21 protein-coding genes and 2 pseudogenes are annotated in these 18,283 nt (G+C 55.2%); 20 read left to right on the top strand and 3 right to left on the bottom strand.

The features are described 5' to 3' along the window. Positions 1 to 121: 121 nt before the first annotated feature. Positions 122 to 1,006, bottom strand: a complete 885-nt coding sequence (locus tag E2L06_RS18025) for a universal stress protein (protein ID WP_138782989.1) — start codon at positions 1,004 to 1,006, stop codon at positions 122 to 124. 144 nt (positions 1,007 to 1,150) lie between these two features. Here E2L06_RS18025 and E2L06_RS18020 point away from each other — a divergent pair, with 144 nt between their 5' ends. The 19 genes and pseudogenes from E2L06_RS18020 to E2L06_RS17940 all read left to right on the top strand — a co-directional run bounded on the left by E2L06_RS18020 (position 1,151) and on the right by E2L06_RS17940 (position 14,138). Further along, entirely contained in the window at positions 1,151 to 1,441 is a 291-nt protein-coding gene (locus tag E2L06_RS18020; protein WP_138782988.1) for a hypothetical protein, read from the top strand. After that, positions 1,441 to 1,766, top strand: a pseudogene (locus E2L06_RS22535) (hypothetical protein). Before E2L06_RS18020 ends, E2L06_RS22535 begins: the two are co-directional and overlap by 1 nt. 92 nt (positions 1,767 to 1,858) lie before the next feature. Next, positions 1,859 to 2,161 (top strand): hypothetical protein, encoded by a 303-nt coding sequence (locus E2L06_RS18010; RefSeq protein WP_138782987.1) that lies wholly within the window; start codon positions 1,859 to 1,861, stop codon positions 2,159 to 2,161. Beyond that, entirely contained in the window at positions 2,162 to 2,674 is a 513-nt protein-coding gene (locus tag E2L06_RS18005; protein WP_138782986.1) for a hypothetical protein, read from the top strand. Positions 2,675 to 2,817: 143 nt separating this feature from the next. Continuing rightward, positions 2,818 to 3,174, top strand: a complete 357-nt coding sequence (locus tag E2L06_RS18000; RefSeq protein ID WP_138782985.1) for a hypothetical protein — start codon at positions 2,818 to 2,820, stop codon at positions 3,172 to 3,174. Between the two features lie 2 nt (positions 3,175 to 3,176). Beyond that, the gene (locus E2L06_RS17995; protein ID WP_138782984.1) at positions 3,177 to 3,497 is read left to right on the top strand and encodes a hypothetical protein; all 321 of its coding nucleotides are present in this window, start codon (positions 3,177 to 3,179) and stop codon (positions 3,495 to 3,497) included. Positions 3,498 to 3,876: 379 nt separating this feature from the next. Further along, a complete protein-coding gene (locus E2L06_RS17990; RefSeq protein WP_171052427.1) occupies positions 3,877 to 4,272 on the top strand; it encodes a hypothetical protein in 396 nt (131 codons plus the stop codon). Between the two features lie 1,024 nt (positions 4,273 to 5,296). After that, a complete protein-coding gene (locus E2L06_RS22830; protein ID WP_255542762.1) occupies positions 5,297 to 5,419 on the top strand; it encodes a hypothetical protein in 123 nt (40 codons plus the stop codon). Next, positions 5,419 to 6,657 (top strand): RNA-guided endonuclease TnpB family protein, encoded by a 1,239-nt coding sequence (locus E2L06_RS17985; protein WP_138782982.1) that lies wholly within the window; start codon positions 5,419 to 5,421, stop codon positions 6,655 to 6,657. Before E2L06_RS22830 ends, E2L06_RS17985 begins: the two co-directional genes overlap by 1 nt. A 14-nt stretch (positions 6,658 to 6,671) precedes the next feature. After that, positions 6,672 to 7,034: pseudogene (locus E2L06_RS17980) on the top strand (type II toxin-antitoxin system death-on-curing family toxin); the annotation flags it as partial. Positions 7,035 to 7,067: 33 nt separating this feature from the next. Continuing rightward, positions 7,068 to 7,238, top strand: coding sequence for a hypothetical protein (locus tag E2L06_RS22085; RefSeq protein WP_171052426.1), 171 nt, complete (start codon positions 7,068 to 7,070; stop codon positions 7,236 to 7,238). Positions 7,239 to 7,468: 230 nt separating this feature from the next. Next, positions 7,469 to 8,434, top strand: a complete 966-nt coding sequence (locus E2L06_RS17975; protein WP_138782981.1) for a transcription initiation factor IIB family protein — start codon at positions 7,469 to 7,471, stop codon at positions 8,432 to 8,434. Positions 8,435 to 8,554: 120 nt separating this feature from the next. Continuing rightward, complete coding sequence (locus E2L06_RS17970; RefSeq protein ID WP_138782980.1) at positions 8,555 to 9,010, top strand: ferritin-like domain-containing protein; 456 nt, start codon at positions 8,555 to 8,557, stop codon at positions 9,008 to 9,010. Between the two features lie 119 nt (positions 9,011 to 9,129). Next, a complete protein-coding gene (locus tag E2L06_RS17965) occupies positions 9,130 to 9,888 on the top strand; it encodes an SDR family NAD(P)-dependent oxidoreductase (RefSeq protein ID WP_138782979.1) in 759 nt (252 codons plus the stop codon). A gap of 152 nt (positions 9,889 to 10,040) precedes the next feature. Beyond that, on the top strand, positions 10,041 to 10,334 hold the full coding sequence (locus tag E2L06_RS17960; protein ID WP_138782978.1) for a PadR family transcriptional regulator: 294 nt from the start codon (positions 10,041 to 10,043) through the stop codon (positions 10,332 to 10,334). Positions 10,335 to 10,524: 190 nt separating this feature from the next. After that, complete coding sequence (locus E2L06_RS17955) at positions 10,525 to 10,797, top strand: PadR family transcriptional regulator (RefSeq protein WP_138782977.1); 273 nt, start codon at positions 10,525 to 10,527, stop codon at positions 10,795 to 10,797. Between the two features lie 139 nt (positions 10,798 to 10,936). Beyond that, the gene (locus tag E2L06_RS17950) at positions 10,937 to 12,262 is read left to right on the top strand and encodes a hypothetical protein (RefSeq protein ID WP_138782976.1); all 1,326 of its coding nucleotides are present in this window, start codon (positions 10,937 to 10,939) and stop codon (positions 12,260 to 12,262) included. Positions 12,263 to 12,390: 128 nt separating this feature from the next. Continuing rightward, complete coding sequence (locus tag E2L06_RS17945) at positions 12,391 to 13,854, top strand: MBL fold metallo-hydrolase (protein ID WP_138782975.1); 1,464 nt, start codon at positions 12,391 to 12,393, stop codon at positions 13,852 to 13,854. Positions 13,855 to 13,859: 5 nt separating this feature from the next. Beyond that, positions 13,860 to 14,138, top strand: a complete 279-nt coding sequence (locus E2L06_RS17940; protein ID WP_138782974.1) for a DUF3006 domain-containing protein — start codon at positions 13,860 to 13,862, stop codon at positions 14,136 to 14,138. A gap of 217 nt (positions 14,139 to 14,355) precedes the next feature. On the opposite strand, the gene E2L06_RS17935 is transcribed toward E2L06_RS17940, so the two are convergent. Both E2L06_RS17935 and E2L06_RS17930 read right to left on the bottom strand, forming a co-directional pair. After that, the gene (locus E2L06_RS17935; RefSeq protein ID WP_138782973.1) at positions 14,356 to 15,657 is read right to left on the bottom strand and encodes a PQQ-binding-like beta-propeller repeat protein; all 1,302 of its coding nucleotides are present in this window, start codon (positions 15,655 to 15,657) and stop codon (positions 14,356 to 14,358) included. A 381-nt stretch (positions 15,658 to 16,038) separates the two neighbouring features. After that, positions 16,039 to 16,518 (bottom strand): hypothetical protein, encoded by a 480-nt coding sequence (locus E2L06_RS17930; RefSeq protein WP_138782972.1) that lies wholly within the window; start codon positions 16,516 to 16,518, stop codon positions 16,039 to 16,041. Positions 16,519 to 17,240: 722 nt separating this feature from the next. Here E2L06_RS17930 and E2L06_RS17925 point away from each other — a divergent pair. Beyond that, entirely contained in the window at positions 17,241 to 18,137 is an 897-nt protein-coding gene (locus tag E2L06_RS17925; RefSeq protein WP_138782971.1) for a replication factor A, read from the top strand. Positions 18,138 to 18,283 lie beyond the last annotated feature (146 nt).

Raw genomic sequence — 18,283 nt, 5'->3', positions numbered from 1 at the left:
GATCGAACACCAACTCACCGACAGCCCTCCGAGCCACCCTGGTCTGGCCTCGAGTTACGTGTTCCGAATGATCGGAGTCGAGAGTCACTCATTTCATTCGTCGAGTGTGTTCTCGTCGAACTCACACCCAAGGCAAGAGGCGTTTCGCAGAGGGATCAATAACATCACCAGCACGGGCGAGAAGTACTGTTCGGTCAGTCCGATGTACTACTGTCCGCGGAACCGAACCAACGAGACGACGGTGCAAAGCTCCTTGGCGTGTTGCTCCGAAAACGATCACATCGTGGTCAATAGCGGCCTCAATAATTCCCTCGGCTATATCGTCACCATCGTGAATCACTGACTCCATCTGAATCTGAGGGCCAGTCGCTTCTTCGAGATTCACTTCCGCACTTGCAATGTACTCGCGCGCTGTCTTGGAATCCGTATCAGAAGCGGCAACTGAAAAAACATATACGGTGGCGTCGTTGCGAGCAGCAATTGCCTTCGCTATGGATGCTGCCGGACGGACGTGAGGACCGCCAGCCACTGGTAAGAGAATGGAATCGACACCATTCGCCTCTTGGCCAATTCGTTCGACATAGAGGTCACACGGTACACGCTCAATAAGCCGATCGATAGTAGTACCGAGGACAGCATTTGTTCGACGTTTCCGCTCTTGCCAACCCACTACGAGTGCGCGCGCATTGGTCTGTCCAACTGCTGTGAGCACGCCGTCAGCAATTGATCGGCCGACGATTAGCTCACTAGCTACCGTGATATCGTCAGGGGCGACTTTAGTTGCTTTGTCGAGTATTTTCTGGCTGGTTCCCGAATACTGCTCGATAATCGTCTCATCGGTGTACAGGGAAAACGGTGAGTTACCTGGTTTGGCGACCACAGAAACGATCTGTACGAGGCCATCGGTCACCCGGGCGAGGTCACTAGCTGTCCGGACCAATTGCTCTGCGTGGTCAGGGTTACCAACTGCGACCAGTATCGGTCGAGACTCGGCTATGCTTCCCATGAACGTTACTTCGTGTCATGGTACTGAATACCCTTGGGTCAAATGTAGTTAGATAGCGTGACTCCGACCGCACTTCCAGCAGCGAGTTTCTTGGCGCCGTGAGGCATGAGGCGCGCTCAACGGTGTGCCTCCATGTGGTTTCCAATGACTGATCCAAACCCGATTGACGACACTGCAGATGATTACAGCCGGTTCGAGGCCAGACTCGTTGCCCATGATCAGGATGCAACTCGCATCGTGACCGCAGATCTCGGCGAGACAACCGCCCGACAGCTCGTTACGGAACTGATCGATAACGGTGTGGTAACGCCGGTACCTGGCAAGCGGGTGTTCATCCATGAGCCAAGTGGGACCGCTTTTGACTCGAGCACCCAGCTTGCTGTCTTCCATCAAGGTTGGACGGCTGCTTGCAATGCCGACGAGGTGGGTGAGTGATGCAGCAGACGCTCGCTGGCTGTGCCTTCTGCGACACCCTGCCTGGCACCGAGGCCGGTGAGGCACATACCCGGGGAAAAGACGAGCGAGTCTCTCACCCCATCTGTGTCGACTGCGCTATCCAGGCGGACCGGACCCTGACGAGCGCGATCACTGCACCTGCGATGGCTGTGGGCCCGTCGTCGACGCGCTTGCAGCCCTCACGCGGTTCCGCGTTGAACTTGGCCGTCTTGAAGGCTCGCTACAGCTGTGTGCGTGGTGTAGTCCGAGTGGGCCAGCTACCTATTGGACACGCGACCTCGAGAAGCATACCGTATCTGACTGACGATCGGCCGACCGATCGTCGACATGAGGCGAGCGTGGCTCACATTGTACACACGACAAACGCTAAATGGACTGGCTCACAATGTACACATAATGAGTAGCGATAAAAAGCGCGTCCAGTTCCGGGCGCCCCACCGACTTATCGACCGGACCGACGCCCTCGCAGACGTCCTCGGGGAAGACCGGACTGATATCCTCGTGACTGCGCTGCGAGAGTACCTCCAAGAGGCGACCCATGACGACGCGCTCACACAGGAAATCGCGGCCGCCTACTACGACGACGAGATCGCCTTCGAGCAACTCAAAGCGCTCGTCGGTGCCGAAGAGGCGGCGAACCTCCAAGTGTTGAAACAGCAGCTGGACGAGGACTTCATCGACGAGGTCGCCGACGCATAAATGTCGACGCTCGTCGCTGACGCCTCTTCCCTCGTGAGTCTCGGGGTCGTTGCTGACGACGACCCCGATCTACTCGAGCTCTGTCTGTCCTGCTACGAGGTCATCGTCCCAACAGTGGTCATCGAGGAACTCCGAGAGACCGCCTCATACGATGACGTACACGGTCGGGCTGCAACGACCGTCCTCGACCGAACTGAGACGCTCGAGGCACGATCGGTCGATTTCGACGCCGAATTTCCGCTTGATGACGGCGAAAACGCTGCTGTCACCCTCGCGAATGACCTCGACGCCACACTATTGCTCTGTGATGAATTCAATCAACTCGGCCTGGTCCACGCCTCGCTCGCCGATACGCGGCTCGTCACAACGCCGACGCTGCTCTCAGTACTCGTTCGCACCGAACAGCTGTCAGCTGCCAATGCTCGTGCTATTCTTGACGAGATTAGCGATGCCCGCAGCTGGGACGCAAACAGCTACGTGCAACGGGCCCGGTCATTGCTCGAGCAGCCCTGACACCGACGTTGCTGCCAATCGGTTCACAGTCACCGCCCTGAACTGAATACCCGTCCTTACCTACCCCTTTTCGGCGAAGACCGTGTGCAAGTCTGTCTCGTTGTTCTCACATCTTTAACATACGAGCGACCCTCGAGACGACTATGGATTGCCCTGCATGCGACTCACCGGTTACGCTCGAAGTGGGCCCAGAGCAACCACTTTCGACATCACTTCCCGACGCGCTCCTTGCGGCCGAGGAAGACGAGTGTATTGAGATTACCCGAAATTGTTGGACCTGTGGCTGGCATGAAGACCGACAGATTCGCGTTGAGTCAATCGAGACGACCGAAGGAGACGAGGCCGCTGTCGAGCGAGCCGTGCTCCTCAACGAGATCACCGACGAGCTCTCGGCCATCGACAGTTTGGCAACGCTCAAAGATACTCTTGCCGAGGTCCGCCGGCAGCGTCGGCTTGATCCGACGACCACGGATACAGACAGAGACACCACGGGTGAATAGCGATGCCCGATGGCGACGCTCTGTACGACGTTCGTGAACGTACCGGAAACCCCGAGCACGCATCGGTCGACGAGGTAGTTGAGCTCGTGTTCGAGCGCGCACAGAACCCTCGAGAGGATCACCAGGATGCGCATTTCGACGCGGCGATGGCGACCGCCGTGGACAGATACGGGACAGAACCCGTCCGTACGGTTATCCGTCGCGTCCTCGTCGACCACTATCCGTTCCGTACCGCCACGACTGACCTCGAGATGCGCAACATCGACGGCATTCGTATTGGGACGATGGCCGGCTGGTTCCTTGAGGAGCTGAACGAACAGTAAAACAACTGAGACGAGTCTCGTGAAAGCCTGCGACCGCCGCTACGCTTCGGTATCAAATCGATGAATCGCCAAGGCTAGCGACATTCTATAGGCGTTTGTTTCAAGTAGATCGACACGTAGGCGGATAACTGATAGCTTATCGGAAATTAGGGTGTCATAGAACTCCACTCACACCTCTATGTGGGCATCCTGATTCGATAAGTACAGGTGAAAGCGTTACCAGAGCAGCTACCTAACTCTTGGATCGACGTCGGAAACGAGCTGCTGAATATAGGGAAAACACGTACTGGACGAAAGCACAAAAATATTATCTGTCAATCACATCTAATCTATCATGTGCCCTCCCCTGTCTCGTCGTGGTGCGCTTCAATTCGGAGGTATGATTTGTAGCTTAGGTTTAGCTGGATGTATCGATCTGTCTCGGTCTGAAGAACAGACATCAAGGATTAATAAAATAGAATTTCATAATTACACTCCCAACGAACAGTCCGTGTTGGTAATCGTCGAAGACGACGGTGAACAGGTGTATGATGGGTTTACCGCGGTTCCGCCAGCAGTTGATGGCTCACCCACAGTCGAAAAAGTCGAAGACCTGCCTGTGGAGTCCGGTGTCTATGATATCTACTTCAACCTTGCTCGACGGCCGGAAGATATAGAAGGTGAATTCTGGGCCCGCGCCGATGATACAGATGCTGAATGTCGAGAATATCGCCTCAATATTGAACTAGACGACAATGGTGAGCCGCTGTTTGGAGTATATCAGTCAAGTTGCTAAATTCTAAGGCATATACTTTATAATCACTTTTTGTCAATACATATTTCGCAGTAGTAAAAACCCTCTGAACCGTTCAGTAAGCAGCCATAGTGATTGGCGAGCTCAAAGAATTCCCCTTGGAAGAAGTCTCACAGAGACCCACCTCTCGATCGCTCAGTACAGAGAAAGTATTTACCAGCGACAACAATAGTTGATTTATATTCCTTCCCCGCCATCACGCAGACGCCTCCTCCGTCTTGTTGGGGCGTCTGCCTCAGTGCCGCTTGCTGGCTGTACCGTCTCCGCATTCCACTCCGAGGAAGCAAACTCAGACCCCGAATACGCAGATGAAGCGGATGTTGTCTACGAACATGATCAGTTGACCCTCTCTGTTCAACCAGATATTGTTCGGTTGGGCGACACAGTCGAGTTCGAGATTCGCAATCAGGGTACGTCCGATTTCACCCTCGGCTGTCACAATCCGTGGGCACTACAGCAGCAGACGAACGACGGATGGGCGCACCTAACGTGGACTGCAGATGGGTATTATGACCTCTGTGCCTTCATACTCCCTGCTGGCGAACGTACTACCATCCAACTCACGCTCTCAGAACAAGCGTTAACAGAGCGAGCCGCCCCCCTCGATGGCGAGCTTCAGTCCGGTACGTACCGATTTCTGGTTTTGGGAACGACGCCATATCTCACGGTCGAGTTCACTGTCAACGAATCCGATTAGTTCGCAGACCTACTCATCAGCCAATTCACCGTAGAGGTGGCTGTAATAAACAGCATGAGAAGACTTCTATGACACCCTCTATCGGAAATGGTTATCCGGAAGCATGAGAAAGCCAAGACTGTGACTGACGACGTCGCGTATCCCTCTGTTGATTTAGCTGAATCGAGGCGCTAAGCCCCCTTCCTCAGCGAGCGAAGCGAGCAGGGAGGGGATATAGCGCCGCTCGTTTTTCATACACTCTACTGCGGCAGGCCCACAGGCCCACGTTCCGCAGGACTTATGCGTACCTGTGCGCATAATACGTATGTCGTGAGACGGAAGAATATCACCATTCGAGAGGACCAAGCCGAGTGGGTTGAGGAGAACCACCTGAACCTCTCGTCGTTCGTCCGTGGTCAACTCGACGAACTCATTGAGGAACGCGAGAGCTGATGTACTACGCCTACAAGTATCGTCTTGAGCCGTCCGACGCCCAACGCGAGGAGTTGGACCGACATCGTGATATCTGTAGGCAACTGTACAACCATACCCGCTACCGCCTCAACGAGTACCGAGAGAACCACGGCGAACTGCCGTCCATGACCACACTTCGATCGGAGCTACCCGACCTCAAGAAGTGGTGGGACGGACTCTCGGACGTGTACTCGAAAGTTCTCCAAACCGTCGTCGAACGCCTGTTTAACAACCTCAGTAGCCTTTCTGCGCTCAAGCAGAACGGCTACGGCGTCGGGATGCTCAAGTGGAAGCCGCCGCGCGAGTTCCGCAGTTTCACGTACAATCAATCTGGCTTCAAGCTCGACAAGAAGGGCGGCCAGACTGTGCTGTCACTTTCGAAACTCGCGGACATACCGATCCGGCTCCATCGAGAAATCCCCGACAACGCCGCACTCAAGCAGGTCTCGCTCAAGAAGGAACCGACGGGCGAGTGGTTCGCTACGTTCGGTGTCGAAGTTGACCGAGAGCCGCCGGAGAAGCCCGATCGTCCGAAGACCGTCGTCGGGATCGACGTGGGTATTCTGAAGTACGCCCACGACACCGACGGCCACGCGATCGAATCGGCCGACCTCTCGGACGAACGCGACCGACTCGAGCGAGAGCAACGGAAGCTTTTACGCAAAGAGCACGGGTCGAGCAACTACGAGAAACAACGCCGTCGCGTGGCCAAATGCCACGCCGACCTGAAGAACAAGCGCCGCGACTTCCTTCACAAACTCTCGGCGTACTACGCACGAGAGTACGATCTCGTCGCGGTCGAAGACCTAGACGCGAAAGGTCTGGTCGAACTTGACGGCAACTCACGGAACCGTGCCGGAGCAGCGTGGGGAATGTTCCTTCGACTGCTTGAGTACAAGTGCGAACGCGAAGGCACGCATTTTGTCGCGGTCGATCCAGCCGGAACGACCAAAGAGTGTGCGGCGTGCGGCGTCTCGACCCACAAACCGCTGTGGGTTCGCGAACACTCCTGTCCCTCGTGCGGCTTCACCGCCGACAGGGACTGGAACGCAGCGTGGAACATTCTTTCTCGCGGTATCAAACAGTTAGGAGCGGGACGCTCCGAATCACCGCCTGTGGAGACTGCGCTCCCTACGGGAACCACTTCGGTTCCTGCAAAGCGCGTCATCGAAGCAGGAAGCCCCTCCCTCAAGGAGCGAGCGCAAGCGAGCGAGTAGGGTGGGGTAGTTCACTCCTTGACCTTCACGAGCAGATTGTCGAGGAAGGCGACAACACGGAATCAGGGGTTCGATCAGAAGATGCAGTTGCATCTGCACTGCAGTACGTTTCGGAGGGGTTTTTCGGGGAGGTCCCACAGACGATCCATGAGAAAGCAGTCCAATTGATGAGGTTGCTTGTTGCAGATCATCCGTTCGTCGACGGGAACAAGCGAACTGCACTCCGAACGGTCGTCGTCTTCTACATGCTGAACGGATACACATTCGAATACGGCGACGAAGTTCGTGCCTTATTGCACCGCTTTGCGACCGACGAAGCCGCTGTCGACACCGATACCGCAGTGATTTACTTCCGAGCGTGTGCTCGTCGCAACTGATAAAGGGACACAATGAGTATGTTCAATATAGAGATGGCGTCCAGCACCGATTCCTCGGCGACGGTCGACGAAGAAGCCCGCCGACTATACGAGCGGTATCAGTCGGCCGAGAGTGATGAGGAACGCCACGAGATCGCCCTCGAGATGGGGAAGCTTGACGGACGTCGTCACGCCGATATCTACGCTGCACTCGAAGATGAGTGATTGACAGGGGTTCTCAACGCTTCCGTAGCAATCAACGGCTGCCTTGATCCCGGTAATGACGCCTCGTGGCCAACTGATCATCATGGCGTACTCTAGCTTGGTTTTGACTTGACAGCCACCTGCATCTAGAGACACGGGAAAAGTTAACACCCATATCAATTCACTGATTGTTGAGTTCAGAAATTCCACCCAGCGTTTAACTTTTGAGAGTGCTGATAGTTAACTAATCGATGGAGCGGTTAAACCGACAGCAAGAGAACGAACCTCAGTCAGGGCAAGAACTAACCAAACAAAAGGGCGAGCAGACCTGTCCTGAATGTGAGTCAAGTGCGCTCACGAGAAGTGCAGACGAGAGTGAGATTAGCTGTGCGGAGTGCGGGTTGGTTCTCGAAGAGGAAGCTATCGATCGAGGGCCTGAATGGCGGGCGTTCAACGCGGCAGAACGGGACAGCAAATCTCGAGTAGGAGCACCAACAACCCAAACAATGCACGACAAGGGCTTGACAACCACGATTGGGTGGAGAAACAAAGATGCCGCTGGTCGCTCACTGTCCTCAGAAAAGCGCCACCAGCTCAGCCGGATGCGGAAATGGCAAGAGCGGATTCGAACAAAAGATGCTGGCGAGCGGAATCTCCAGCTTGCTCTCTCCGAAACTGATCGGATGGCGTCCGCGCTGGGTGTTCCGCGATCCGTTCGAGAGGTTGCGAGTGTGCTCTATCGACGTGCACTTGATGAAGATCTTATCCGCGGACGCTCCATTGAGGGCGTTGCCACAAGTACCCTATACGCGGCCTGCCGAATGGAGGGTATTCCCCGGTCGCTAGACGAAATTTCGGCAGTTTCTCGTGTTGAACGCATGGAAATCGCGCGTACGTATCGGTATATCGCGCAGGAACTCTCCCTCGAAATGGAGCCCGTTGATCCGAAAAAGTACGTCCCTCGCTTCTGCTCTGAACTCGAGGTTTCCGAAGAAGTGCAGGCGAAAGCGACTGAAATCATCGAGACAACTGCGGAGAAGGGACTGTTATCGGGAAAATCGCCAACTGGCTACGCTGCGGCAGCAATCTATGCGAGTTCTCTATTGTGTAATGAGAAACGAACACAGAAAGCCGTCGCCGACGTTGCTCACGTGACAGAAGTCACGATTCGGAATCGATACCAAGAACAGATCGATGCTATGGGGATTCAGAACTGACGATCGTTTGTTGGATTCGGTGTGAAAACTAGAGTCAGAGATACTGTAGCGTTTCCGTGATGGTCAGGCAAATAAAATAGCCGATGGGACTATACTTCTCTGATCTGAAATACAGATGCTATGTCAAACAATCAGGTTATTGACCTCCTCAAGCAGGCGTATAACGATGAAATGGAGACAGTAATGAACTATCAAGCTCTCTCGATTGTTCTTGATGGAATCCATGCGGAGGAAATCAAAGACAGCCTCCAACAGGACGTACAGGAAGAACTCGGCCATGCCGAACAACTCGGCCAGCGGCTCAAGCAACTGGATTCCAGTCCACCAGGGTCTGAAGAGTTCGTTGCTCATCAGGATACGCTTCAACCGCCAGCGGACACCACGGATATTGCCTCGGTTATCGACGGAGTACTCGATGCCGAAGAAGATGCGATCAACACGTATCGTGAATTAGTCGATGCAGCCGAAGCCGCAAACGACCCCGTCAGTGAGGATCTCGCAGTAACGTTACTCGCTGACGAGGAAGCGCACCGCACTGAGTTCCGTGGCTTCAAGAAAGAATATAAGGGCAACTGACGAACCGTACGCTCCGGGTGGTGCGGCCGAGCCAGTCACGTTAGCGGGCCAGCAACGAGACTGTCAGCGCGTAAAAAATAGGGGTGTGATTTTTGCGTATTAAGAATGAAGTTTCTTGTATGGTTTCAATAGCTGACAGTGTTGTCGTTGTTACCGGTGGAGCATCGGGCATGGGCCGATCAATGGCACTCGAGTTCGCGAGTGAAGGAGCGTCTGTCGTCGCTGTCGACATTGACGAAGACGGTCTCGACGAGGTCACGAGCGAAATCGCAGCCGACGGTGGTGAGGCAATCGGCGTGGTCGGCGACGTCTCTGATCGCGATAGTGTCGAGGCAGTCGTTGAGCAAGCAACCGACGAATACGGCACGATCGACGTGCTCTGTAACAACGCAGGCATCCTCGACGATTACGCCCCGGTTGGAGAGACGTCCGAAGAGTTGTGGGACAGAGTCATGGATATCAATCTCAAGGGCGTGTTCCTCCTCACGAAAGCAGCGTTGCCAGCACTTATCGATGGTGACAAGGAAGGCGTCGTGATCAATACCGCCTCCATTGCCGGCAAGGTCGCTGGTGGCGGCGGTGCTGCCTACACATCCTCGAAACATGGCGTGATCGGATTCACCAAGCAGCTGTCACACGATTACGGCCCTGAAATTCGAGCAAACGCCGTCTGTCCAGGATTCATCGAGACGGGAATGACCGAAGACATGATCGAGCAGACGCCCGACGAAGTCCATGAGATTGTCCAGGAGACGCCTGCTGAACGTTACGCTGAGCCAGAAGAAGTCGCGCAGGTCGTTGCTTTCCTCGCGAGCGACAACGCCTCGTTCATGCATGGGACTGCCGTCGACGTTGACGGTGGCTGGCTCGTCGACTAACTGCCAGTCAAACCATCCAGCCATTCTGCTTTGGAACGCCCTGTGAGCGTAAGACGTTGTAACTCTTGGAAAAATCTCGAGAGCAGAATGTGAATTTCCGTGTTGTCACTTGTTCTCGGAACGTTCATCAACTGAGACACATATCTCCAGATATGTACGATCTCACCAAATTCCAGCGGGATCTGCTGTACGTGATTGCCGGTCGGGACGAGCCACATGGCCTCGCAATCAAAGACGAACTCGAAGAATACTACGAGAACGAGATCCATCACGGGCGACTGTATCCGAATCTCGACGACGTCGTCGACAAGGGACTCGTCGAGAAGGGGAAGGTCGACCGTCGGACGAACTCCTACACGATTACAGCACGTGGCCGACGCGAACTCAAGGCCCGGCGGGAGTGGGAAGATCAGTACGTCGGTGAGCTACTCTCGAGTTCGGAGTGAGATGATTACGACCGCTGAGCGTGCGTGATGGGGCAGATTCCCTCGAGTGTCGAACCATTACGATCACAGTCTCAGGATGTCGTGAACGGAACGAGAGTCAGCTAGTGGTATAAAGAATCGACTAGTTGGATGTGCTTACAGCTACGTACGTGTGAAATAACAAGTATCATCTCAACTGAATGGCTGTCCCATGGACGACCTCACAGGATTCCAACGAGACCTGCTGTACGTGATCGCGGGCGCTGACCAGCCATCTGGACAGGACGTCAAAGACGAGATCGAGCAGTACTACAGTTCAGAGATCAATCACGGGCGACTATATCCAAATCTCGATACGGTCGTGAATAAGGACCTTGTCGAGAAAGGGCAACTCGACAGGCGCACAAACTACTACGCGATTACAAACGAGGGAGAGCAAGCAATCGAGGACCGCCGTGAGTGGGTATTACAGTACATCGACTAATCGAGATCGGAAACGATCTGGATCCTTGTTTTGATCTCTCGAACCTGGTAACTACTCGCATTCCCAGCAATTATCATCCACCAACCTACTGTATTTTATAATGAATCGGCGGAGCGTTCTTGTTTGGTTCGGAGGTGGAATGGCCGTAGTTGGACTCGGAGGATATTCCCAGCGCCGCCGTCTGCGACGGTGGTCCGACCGCGACGCGTTGCATGAAGCACAGGAGATTGACTATCCCATCGTCTCATCTCCTACATATCTCCGTCCAACAGAAGGTCATCTCACTGACGCCCTCGACAAACTTGCCCAGCGCGTAGACGCAGCTCGAGAGCGGTGGCCAGACGAGGAGATCGAGGCCGACGACCGGGAAATTATAGCGAACTCTAGAAAACAGTTCGAAAGGGCGAAAGCAACACTCGAGGATATTGAAGGACAACGTGGATCGTTTGGGGGGCTCTCGGCGGCGGAACGGCTCGACGTTCTCGGTGATCTCCGAAGTGCATTGGGTGGCGCAGAGCAGGCAGTCGCCCTGGCGGATCTCCAGCGCGGTAACCGTGAGCGAGACGACATCATCGCTACTCTCGGGGCATTACGCGATGAGTACGAGTCCGTCATCGAGGACCTACCGTACGTTGCACCCAATCTCTCGTGGGTCGTTATCGCGTATGGGGAGCTAGACGAGTGGCTGGACAACGTCCGCGGCTCCATCCGGACGGGCGAGCACCACGTGCACGATGAAGGGAACACCGACATCGTCGAACCACAGTATTCGGCCGCCCAGGCAGCCAGTGCACGCGCACGTCTCGCTGATGTTGTCCGGTTGCGCGACTCACTCGAAGAAACCGCACGAGAGGACACGACTGCGAACTCATTTGAACAGGAACTCGACGACGCGTACGAACGGCTCAACGAGCGAACGGACACGGTTACCGAGCAGGTCGATTTTGATATCGAGGACGGTGCGGACGAGATGGACTCCTATGCATACGAGATTTCGATCCAGCAGCATGCCGGAATCTACGGCAGACCCGACGATGCGTACGAGAAGGAGTTGCTCGCACTCGCAGTGCGTCAAAAGGTGGAACACCATGCTTATGCACTGATTCTCTCGGAGTTCGAGGATATACCAGCCACTCACCAGCCTACCGCTTCCATCCCTGAGTTTGACACGACGGGTGCAGACGTTCGCGACGCAAAAGATCGTGCCTCCGCCGCGCTCGACAACCGTCTCCGTACAGACGGAGACGATCCACTCGTTCGCCATCTGTGTGCAACACTCGTGGAGCGATTTGATCAGCAGGAACATCGCCTCGACCGACACCTCAACGCGATTAACGACGGTTCGGCGAACGAATGGACTGTCGAACTCGAGCGAACTCGGCTCCGATACCGCGAGATCGAAGAACTGGCTACGACGATTCCGGATGCGATAGCAACCGCCATCGGTAGCAACGATCATGCGTAGAGTGTCCCGTATCTAGAGTCGCTCGTGACCGACTAGTAGCCAATCCTTGGCGATTGTTGAGATGTGGCGTCGACGAGGCTCCCCCATTGGACGGAACACTCAAACGCGTCTCGTGAGATGACCCGTATATGAACCGAGCAACCCTCGTGGTTTCCGTGGCGCTCCTCGTCGTTCTTGCGGGATGTGCGAGCGACACCGGCGGCCCCGAGGATGCGATTGGCGACTCTCAGACCGTTGGGAATGCTCTCGAGGTTGTTGATATGAATGTCAAGGACGTATCGCCCGACGAGGAGTACATCGTTCTTGAGAATACTGCCGATGAATCCGTTGATTTATCCGGGTTTGAACTCCGTGACCGAGAGGGTGGACAGGTCGATGGCGGCCTCTCTCCGTTTTCGTTTCCAAGTGAGTTCGTCTTGGAGTCTGGGGAGGCGGTGAAGATAACGACCGGTGAAGGCGATCCAACGGACAACGAACTGTACTGGGGATACAACGTGAATATCTGGCGAGACGATGGTGACGTGGTTCGGCTCGTCGACACCAGTGGCCAAGTTGTGGTCGAGCACGCCTACGGCGATATTGATATCGATGCGTCGGACGGCGATGTAGAGGGCGATCACGGTGACGAGAGCGATGGACTCGACGGGAGCACTGTCGACACTGTCGAGGGAGAACTCGAGATTCACCACATCGACGTCGGGCAAGGCGATTCGACTCTCATCATCACGCCAGCCAATGAGACGATCCTGATCGATACTGGAGACTGGCGCCAGGACGGCAGTGAGATCATCGCCTATCTCGAGGCCCAAGGGATTGATCGGATCGACCACCTCGTCGCGACACACGCTGATGCCGACCACATCGGTGGTCACGCCGCTGTGATCGAGCACTTCGAGACGACTGGTAAGGGTGTCGGAACCGCATACGATTCGGGCGTCCCATCGGATTCTGCGACCTATGCGAACTATCTCGATGCTGTCGACGAGTATGATGTCGAGCTTCTCATCGTCGAAAGCGGTGATGAACTACCGCTCGAGGGCGATGTCTCTGCCCAAGTGATGAACCCACCTGCCGGGGACGCTGGGAGCGACGTTAATGATAACAGTGTGGTGCTGGCATTCGAGTTTGGCGACTTCCAGTATTTAGCGCCCGGCGATGTCGATACTGGTGTCGAGCAGCGGCTGGTCGATGAGTGGGGAAGCGACCTCGAGAGCGATGTCTACAAGGCTGGCCATCACGGCTCATCGACCTCCTCGAGTGACGCCTTCGTGGATGCCGTAGATCCGGAGACGGCTATCATCTCGAGTGCCTACGACTCACAGTACGGGCACCCAAGCGATGAGGTCCTCGAACGGTTTGCCGCTCGAGAGATCGAAACGTACTGGACGGGAGTCCACGGCGATATTGTGGTTCGCACCGATGGCACGTCAATCGAGGTAGAGACGGAAGAGTTGTTCTCGACGGACCCAGAGGATATCCTTGCGGAGACACCTGATTCCGACGACGAGACGAACTCTCTGATATCTCCTCCGCTTGTCACAGGTAGTGTCGCCAGTGGAATTGATGGAGCTGTCGCTCCTGCTATGGGGTGAGAAAGATGGATGGGACCTACACTGGCGTTGTCGATCGAATTGAGGACGGTGAGGTTGCCGTGATCTTGCTCGAGGAGAATGAGCAGGTGATCGAGCAAGTCGATGTCCCTGTGGCTCGATTGCCTGAGCCCGCTCAAGCGGATGGTGGTGTGTTGTCGGTGACGCTCGAGGATGGCGACATCGTGTCGATGGAATATCGACCGGACGCCACTCGAGACCGCCGTGAGTCTGCACAAGAGAAACTGGACCGGTTGTCGGAGAGGTTGTCCGATCGCGAGGAGTAAGTCGACGCTGGAGGTAATGAAGAGCGACTCTCGAGGAAAAGTCTGTAGTGGACACTTGGTTCTGTTCCGAAGTTCCGTCTGATAAGAGGCGAACCGTGGATAGGTGAACGGTCAATACAGGTAAACCACATACCGGTCAAAACTCGTCTAGTCACTATCATATCTTGAGCAGTTACTTTGCCACATCAGTGTGATACTCTGAACTTAGTGTTGCATCCTATCGGGCCGATAGACTGACACGGTTACGAGGCAACCATGTTGAAAGAAATACCTGCTCATCAGCGATGACAGGGCTCCCAACACTTTGTTCGGATATCATTACCTGCGTCTGTTCAGTACCGTCTTGAAGATCAAACACGCGGAGTCTACTGGACGATGTTTCCTCACTGCGCTCATGGTGTTCGGTAAGGTACATGCTTCCGCCAGCGATAACTGGTAGACTAAAGGAAACTGTTCCATCACCCTCCCCTACGACTGTCCATAGCACGTTTCCACTATTGAGGTCACGACACTCAACACGATCATGAGTATAGTCGTGAAAACCATGATGAACGAGAGAGCGATTCTCAGCAACAGCCGCAACAGACTGCTCACCGTTAATCGTCTGCCTGCCCATCTCATACTGGAGGTCAGCGGTTTCTGACCATTTGAGGTCCTGTGTTGTGAGATTTAGTGCAAACAATTTCTGTGCATCAGGTCTGCCAATTGACGCGAGTAGATACGATGATCTCACTGCTGCGTTTCGTGGTGCAACTGTTGAATTCCTCCATCGTGTTTCGCCCGTGTGTGGCTCTAATGCGTGTAGTTCTGACGACTCTCCGTCATGTGCTGCACTAAGCGTCACGTATATCGCTTCGTTGTTAGCGGCGACAAGATGCCAGTCACGGTTGTCCTCACTGCGAGTCCAGTATGGTGTTCCAGTATACGGATCAAGGGCTTCAAGAACGGGTTCGCTAAGAGTTCCACCGACAGTGACGACGAGGCCGTGGGTAACGATTGGGCGTCTATAGTTACGACTGTCGTGGGTCCATTGGATGGTCCCATCAGCCGTATTTAGCGCATAGAGCTTGTCAACGGATGTGAGCCAGAAGACAGTTTCACCCGCAACTGTCGGTGGATAGGCAAAGGCACTGCCACGTATCTCAACTTGCCATCGTTCCTCACCTGTCCGGGCATCAACGGCAATGAGTCGCTCAAACTCCTCACCGCGGTCAACGCCAGCATATACTAGATAGGCAATTCCGTCTGCAACGATTGGTCCAGCAACGTTGTCAATAGTTCGAGCCGTGTATGTGGCAACCCAGTTAGTAGATTCAGACAGAGTGTCAGGAGCCGCGTATTCGAGCGTAGCATTCGTGTTTGCTGCATCGTAGTTAGGATGTTCCCAGTCACCCGCCTCAGTGAGAAACGGTTTCGGTGCGAGACGCTGTTTGTCACTTTTAGAGAGATCCAGTCTGGCACATCCACTGAGAGTGGCTGTTCCGACTGTCGCAAGGAATAATCGTCTAGTGGAGGGCATATATTACCTATTTTATTTAATCCAAATGTATTTTGTGAGGTCCGATCCCCAGATAAATATTCTTTCTAATGAAAACTGCCATGAGTGTTGTTACTGCTTTCAAGATTCAGTCAAGAGCCCCTGGCACGCTCGAGTCCCGGGCTGGCGAGACGCACGCATTTCGCTTCCCTTCGCTCGGATCACTCGCGAAGACCTCGCTGCGAACTATTATGCGATTACAGCCGAGGGAGAGTAAGCAATCAAAGATCGTCGTAACTGAGAGTCACAGCATGTCGAGTGAACTGAGAGCAGAAGCGGCCTGGACCCTTATTTTCCTTATCATAACGGGTATGAGTAATTGTACAGAGTGTACGTGTATCAGTTGCCACAATATGGGTTGACCTACTGTTCGAACATACCGGGATTGTCCGTTGCACGAACCACCCTCGAGATTTCACCAAATGAGTCTACAACTCCTGCGACGGTGTAGTACTCCCTTTCAGACGGTGACGGGTTGAAGGGGACTCGACTATTTTCACCAGGCGTAGTACTGTCGAGCGTGAACTCAACTAAATAGTATACTGATTCCGTAAAGATATTTTCAAATGTCTGAGTTTCGCCGGGATCCATTGACGAAGTGGCGGTCAATGTTCGTTGCTGAGGTGGGACAGTCACGTTCCCAGAGACGGTGTAGCCATCTGCTGTCGTCTCACTTTCAGCGCCAATGTCTATCAGCGAGATCCCGATATTGTGTGGAAAGTTGTCTCGATTTTCGAATTGGAGACTCCCGGCGGGGGCATCGTCGTTACGAAACTGGGAACATCCAGCAAAACCTGAAACGCTGAGCACACCGAGTGTTGTGAGGAGGGTACGACGGTTCATGTTCGAAACCCAGCCGGAAATGACAAGTAACTTTTGTAACTTGGCTGTCCGAGAGTCTTAATCAACAGGATGACCGAAACATTTGCAGCTGTAGTGGCGGGTGGGTTACTGAAGCAGCTGTACTAGTAGACATCTTACTGAGCGGCGTGCAATCACCGCTTTCGATAGTAGGTGAAAGCCCCACCCACGTGGATTGATCGGGCTGCTGTTGCGTCGGTTGCTCGCTCTTAGGATCGGCCCGCTCCGCTCGCCGCGTGCCGCCCTCCGCGTCGCTCGCGACCGACCATTCCGGGCTGCGGTTCGCTCCTGGCGTCGCTCATCGTTCCGGGCTACAATGAATCTGGTCTCGACGCCAGCATTAAGCGCGTTTTCGGTTGCGCCCCTCGCGGGTTTTCGCGTTCCAGCGCTTGGTGCCGCCTGCGCTGTCGCGCGCCATACTGCGGCGCGCGTTCTCGACGACAGTCGCGCTGGACACGGACCCGCAGTCCGGGCCGGACACGAGAAACGGCTTAAAGCTGGCCGCTCGCTTCGGGCGGGACGCCGCGCGGTGCTGGTTGGGACACCTCATTCAGGCGCGCTCTCACTCGCGCCCAGATGGACGCTCGCGAAGGCGCGAGCGCGAGCGCGCAGATAGATCTAGTCGGTCGGTGTCGTCGGAAAACCGCGATGTAGTAGCATCGCGGTGGCAGGCGCGTGAACGCCTTCGGATCGAGTGAGATCCAATGTCTAGTAACAACTCGAGTAGCAAGGTCGTTACGGTCGATGAACAGGCACTCAAACAGGCGGGCGAGCAGGCGGTCGATAAAGACGGTTTCCCGGTCGTCGACGAGACGCCGGAATTCGAGGCAACGGTCGAGCAAGAGGTCCAAGCAAAGGTGGATGCGAACCACCCGGACGGAATCGCAGACACGAGCGATGAGCGGATCCACGGCGCGACCCTCGAGCAGGAAGAACGCATTCGAGCACGAGAGGATGAACTCGAGCGGATCAGTGCCCAGGCCGAGATAGGAACACAAGAAGGTCGAGAGAAGCGGACGCGAGCGATCGCTGCGAACCAGAGCAAAGAGCGGCGTCTCGAGTTCCAAAAACGGGTGGCAAGCGTGGATCCGATGGCGGATCCGGAACGAGCGGATCCCCGGACAGAACTCACCCAAGAGCAGTTGGCGGCCGTGAACAAGCAGTCGATGCGACTCGCGAAGCAGTTAGATGGCTGGTCTCGAGCAGCGATCAGCCGGTGGTTGAGTGAAGCCGTCGTCGGTGGCCAAGACCTGACGAGTGCGGTTGTCAACGTGTTCGAGGAACTGCAGACGGCGCCCGGACACGTCATTCCCATTGGAAAACTCGAGGAGGTCTCTCGGAAAGAAGTGAGCATCGAAGGGCGTGTCGAAACCCTGTGGGATCCCTCGCATCCAAGCATCGCACAGGTCGGGCTCATTGCAGACGACAGTGGCCAGACACGCGTGACGATCTGGAAGTCCTCTGACGCACCGTGGATCGAGGAAGGCGAGCAAGTTCGCATTCACAAGGCTGCCCGGAACTGGCACGAAGGCCGTGTCTCACTGGCCGTGACCGGCTGGACGACGATCCACTTCCCCGAGCGCGGCCGCTGGTGGGAATAGCCGGAGCGGTACCCCTTTTTTGCTGGTGTGAACGCAGTCACCGCCACCTCCCACCACCTCCACGGTCCGGGCTGCTCACGGCCGGTGGCCGTTGCGCTGCCGGGCTTTCGCCAGAGTATGAGTCCGTTCCACGACCTTGCCGTCAC

The sequence above is a fragment of the Haloterrigena sp. H1 genome (genome assembly GCF_005938085.1).
Classification (GTDB): Archaea; Halobacteriota; Halobacteria; order Halobacteriales; family Natrialbaceae; genus Natrinema.
This window is presented reverse-complemented; position numbering and strand designations above follow the sequence as displayed.

Excerpts from the sequence above, each read along its gene's own strand:
- E2L06_RS18000 (WP_138782985.1), top strand. The coding sequence starts at position 2,818 with ATGGATTGCCCTGCATGCGACTCACCGGTTACGCTCGAAGTGGGCCCA.
- E2L06_RS17970 (WP_138782980.1), top strand. The coding sequence starts at position 8,555 with ATGTCAAACAATCAGGTTATTGACCTCCTCAAGCAGGCGTATAACGAT.
- E2L06_RS17960 (WP_138782978.1), top strand. The coding sequence starts at position 10,041 with ATGTACGATCTCACCAAATTCCAGCGGGATCTGCTGTACGTGATTGCC.
- E2L06_RS17985 (WP_138782982.1), top strand. The coding sequence starts at position 5,419 with ATGTACTACGCCTACAAGTATCGTCTTGAGCCGTCCGACGCCCAACGC.
- E2L06_RS17945 (WP_138782975.1), top strand. The coding sequence starts at position 12,391 with ATGAACCGAGCAACCCTCGTGGTTTCCGTGGCGCTCCTCGTCGTTCTT.
- E2L06_RS17950 (WP_138782976.1), top strand. The coding sequence starts at position 10,937 with ATGGCCGTAGTTGGACTCGGAGGATATTCCCAGCGCCGCCGTCTGCGA.
- E2L06_RS22085 (WP_171052426.1), top strand. The coding sequence starts at position 7,068 with ATGGCGTCCAGCACCGATTCCTCGGCGACGGTCGACGAAGAAGCCCGC.
- E2L06_RS17975 (WP_138782981.1), top strand. The coding sequence starts at position 7,469 with ATGGAGCGGTTAAACCGACAGCAAGAGAACGAACCTCAGTCAGGGCAA.
- E2L06_RS17995 (WP_138782984.1), top strand. The coding sequence starts at position 3,177 with ATGCCCGATGGCGACGCTCTGTACGACGTTCGTGAACGTACCGGAAAC.
- E2L06_RS18010 (WP_138782987.1), top strand. The coding sequence starts at position 1,859 with ATGAGTAGCGATAAAAAGCGCGTCCAGTTCCGGGCGCCCCACCGACTT.
- E2L06_RS17965 (WP_138782979.1), top strand. The coding sequence starts at position 9,130 with ATGGTTTCAATAGCTGACAGTGTTGTCGTTGTTACCGGTGGAGCATCG.
- E2L06_RS17955 (WP_138782977.1), top strand. The coding sequence starts at position 10,525 with ATGGACGACCTCACAGGATTCCAACGAGACCTGCTGTACGTGATCGCG.
- E2L06_RS18020 (WP_138782988.1), top strand. The coding sequence starts at position 1,151 with ATGACTGATCCAAACCCGATTGACGACACTGCAGATGATTACAGCCGG.
- E2L06_RS18005 (WP_138782986.1), top strand. The coding sequence starts at position 2,162 with ATGTCGACGCTCGTCGCTGACGCCTCTTCCCTCGTGAGTCTCGGGGTC.
- E2L06_RS17925 (WP_138782971.1), top strand. The coding sequence starts at position 17,241 with ATGTCTAGTAACAACTCGAGTAGCAAGGTCGTTACGGTCGATGAACAG.
- E2L06_RS17990 (WP_171052427.1), top strand. The coding sequence starts at position 3,877 with ATGATTTGTAGCTTAGGTTTAGCTGGATGTATCGATCTGTCTCGGTCT.
- E2L06_RS17935 (WP_138782973.1), bottom strand. The coding sequence starts at position 15,657 with ATGCCCTCCACTAGACGATTATTCCTTGCGACAGTCGGAACAGCCACT.
- E2L06_RS17940 (WP_138782974.1), top strand. The coding sequence starts at position 13,860 with ATGGATGGGACCTACACTGGCGTTGTCGATCGAATTGAGGACGGTGAG.
- E2L06_RS18025 (WP_138782989.1), bottom strand. The coding sequence starts at position 1,006 with ATGGGAAGCATAGCCGAGTCTCGACCGATACTGGTCGCAGTTGGTAAC.
- E2L06_RS17930 (WP_138782972.1), bottom strand. The coding sequence starts at position 16,518 with ATGAACCGTCGTACCCTCCTCACAACACTCGGTGTGCTCAGCGTTTCA.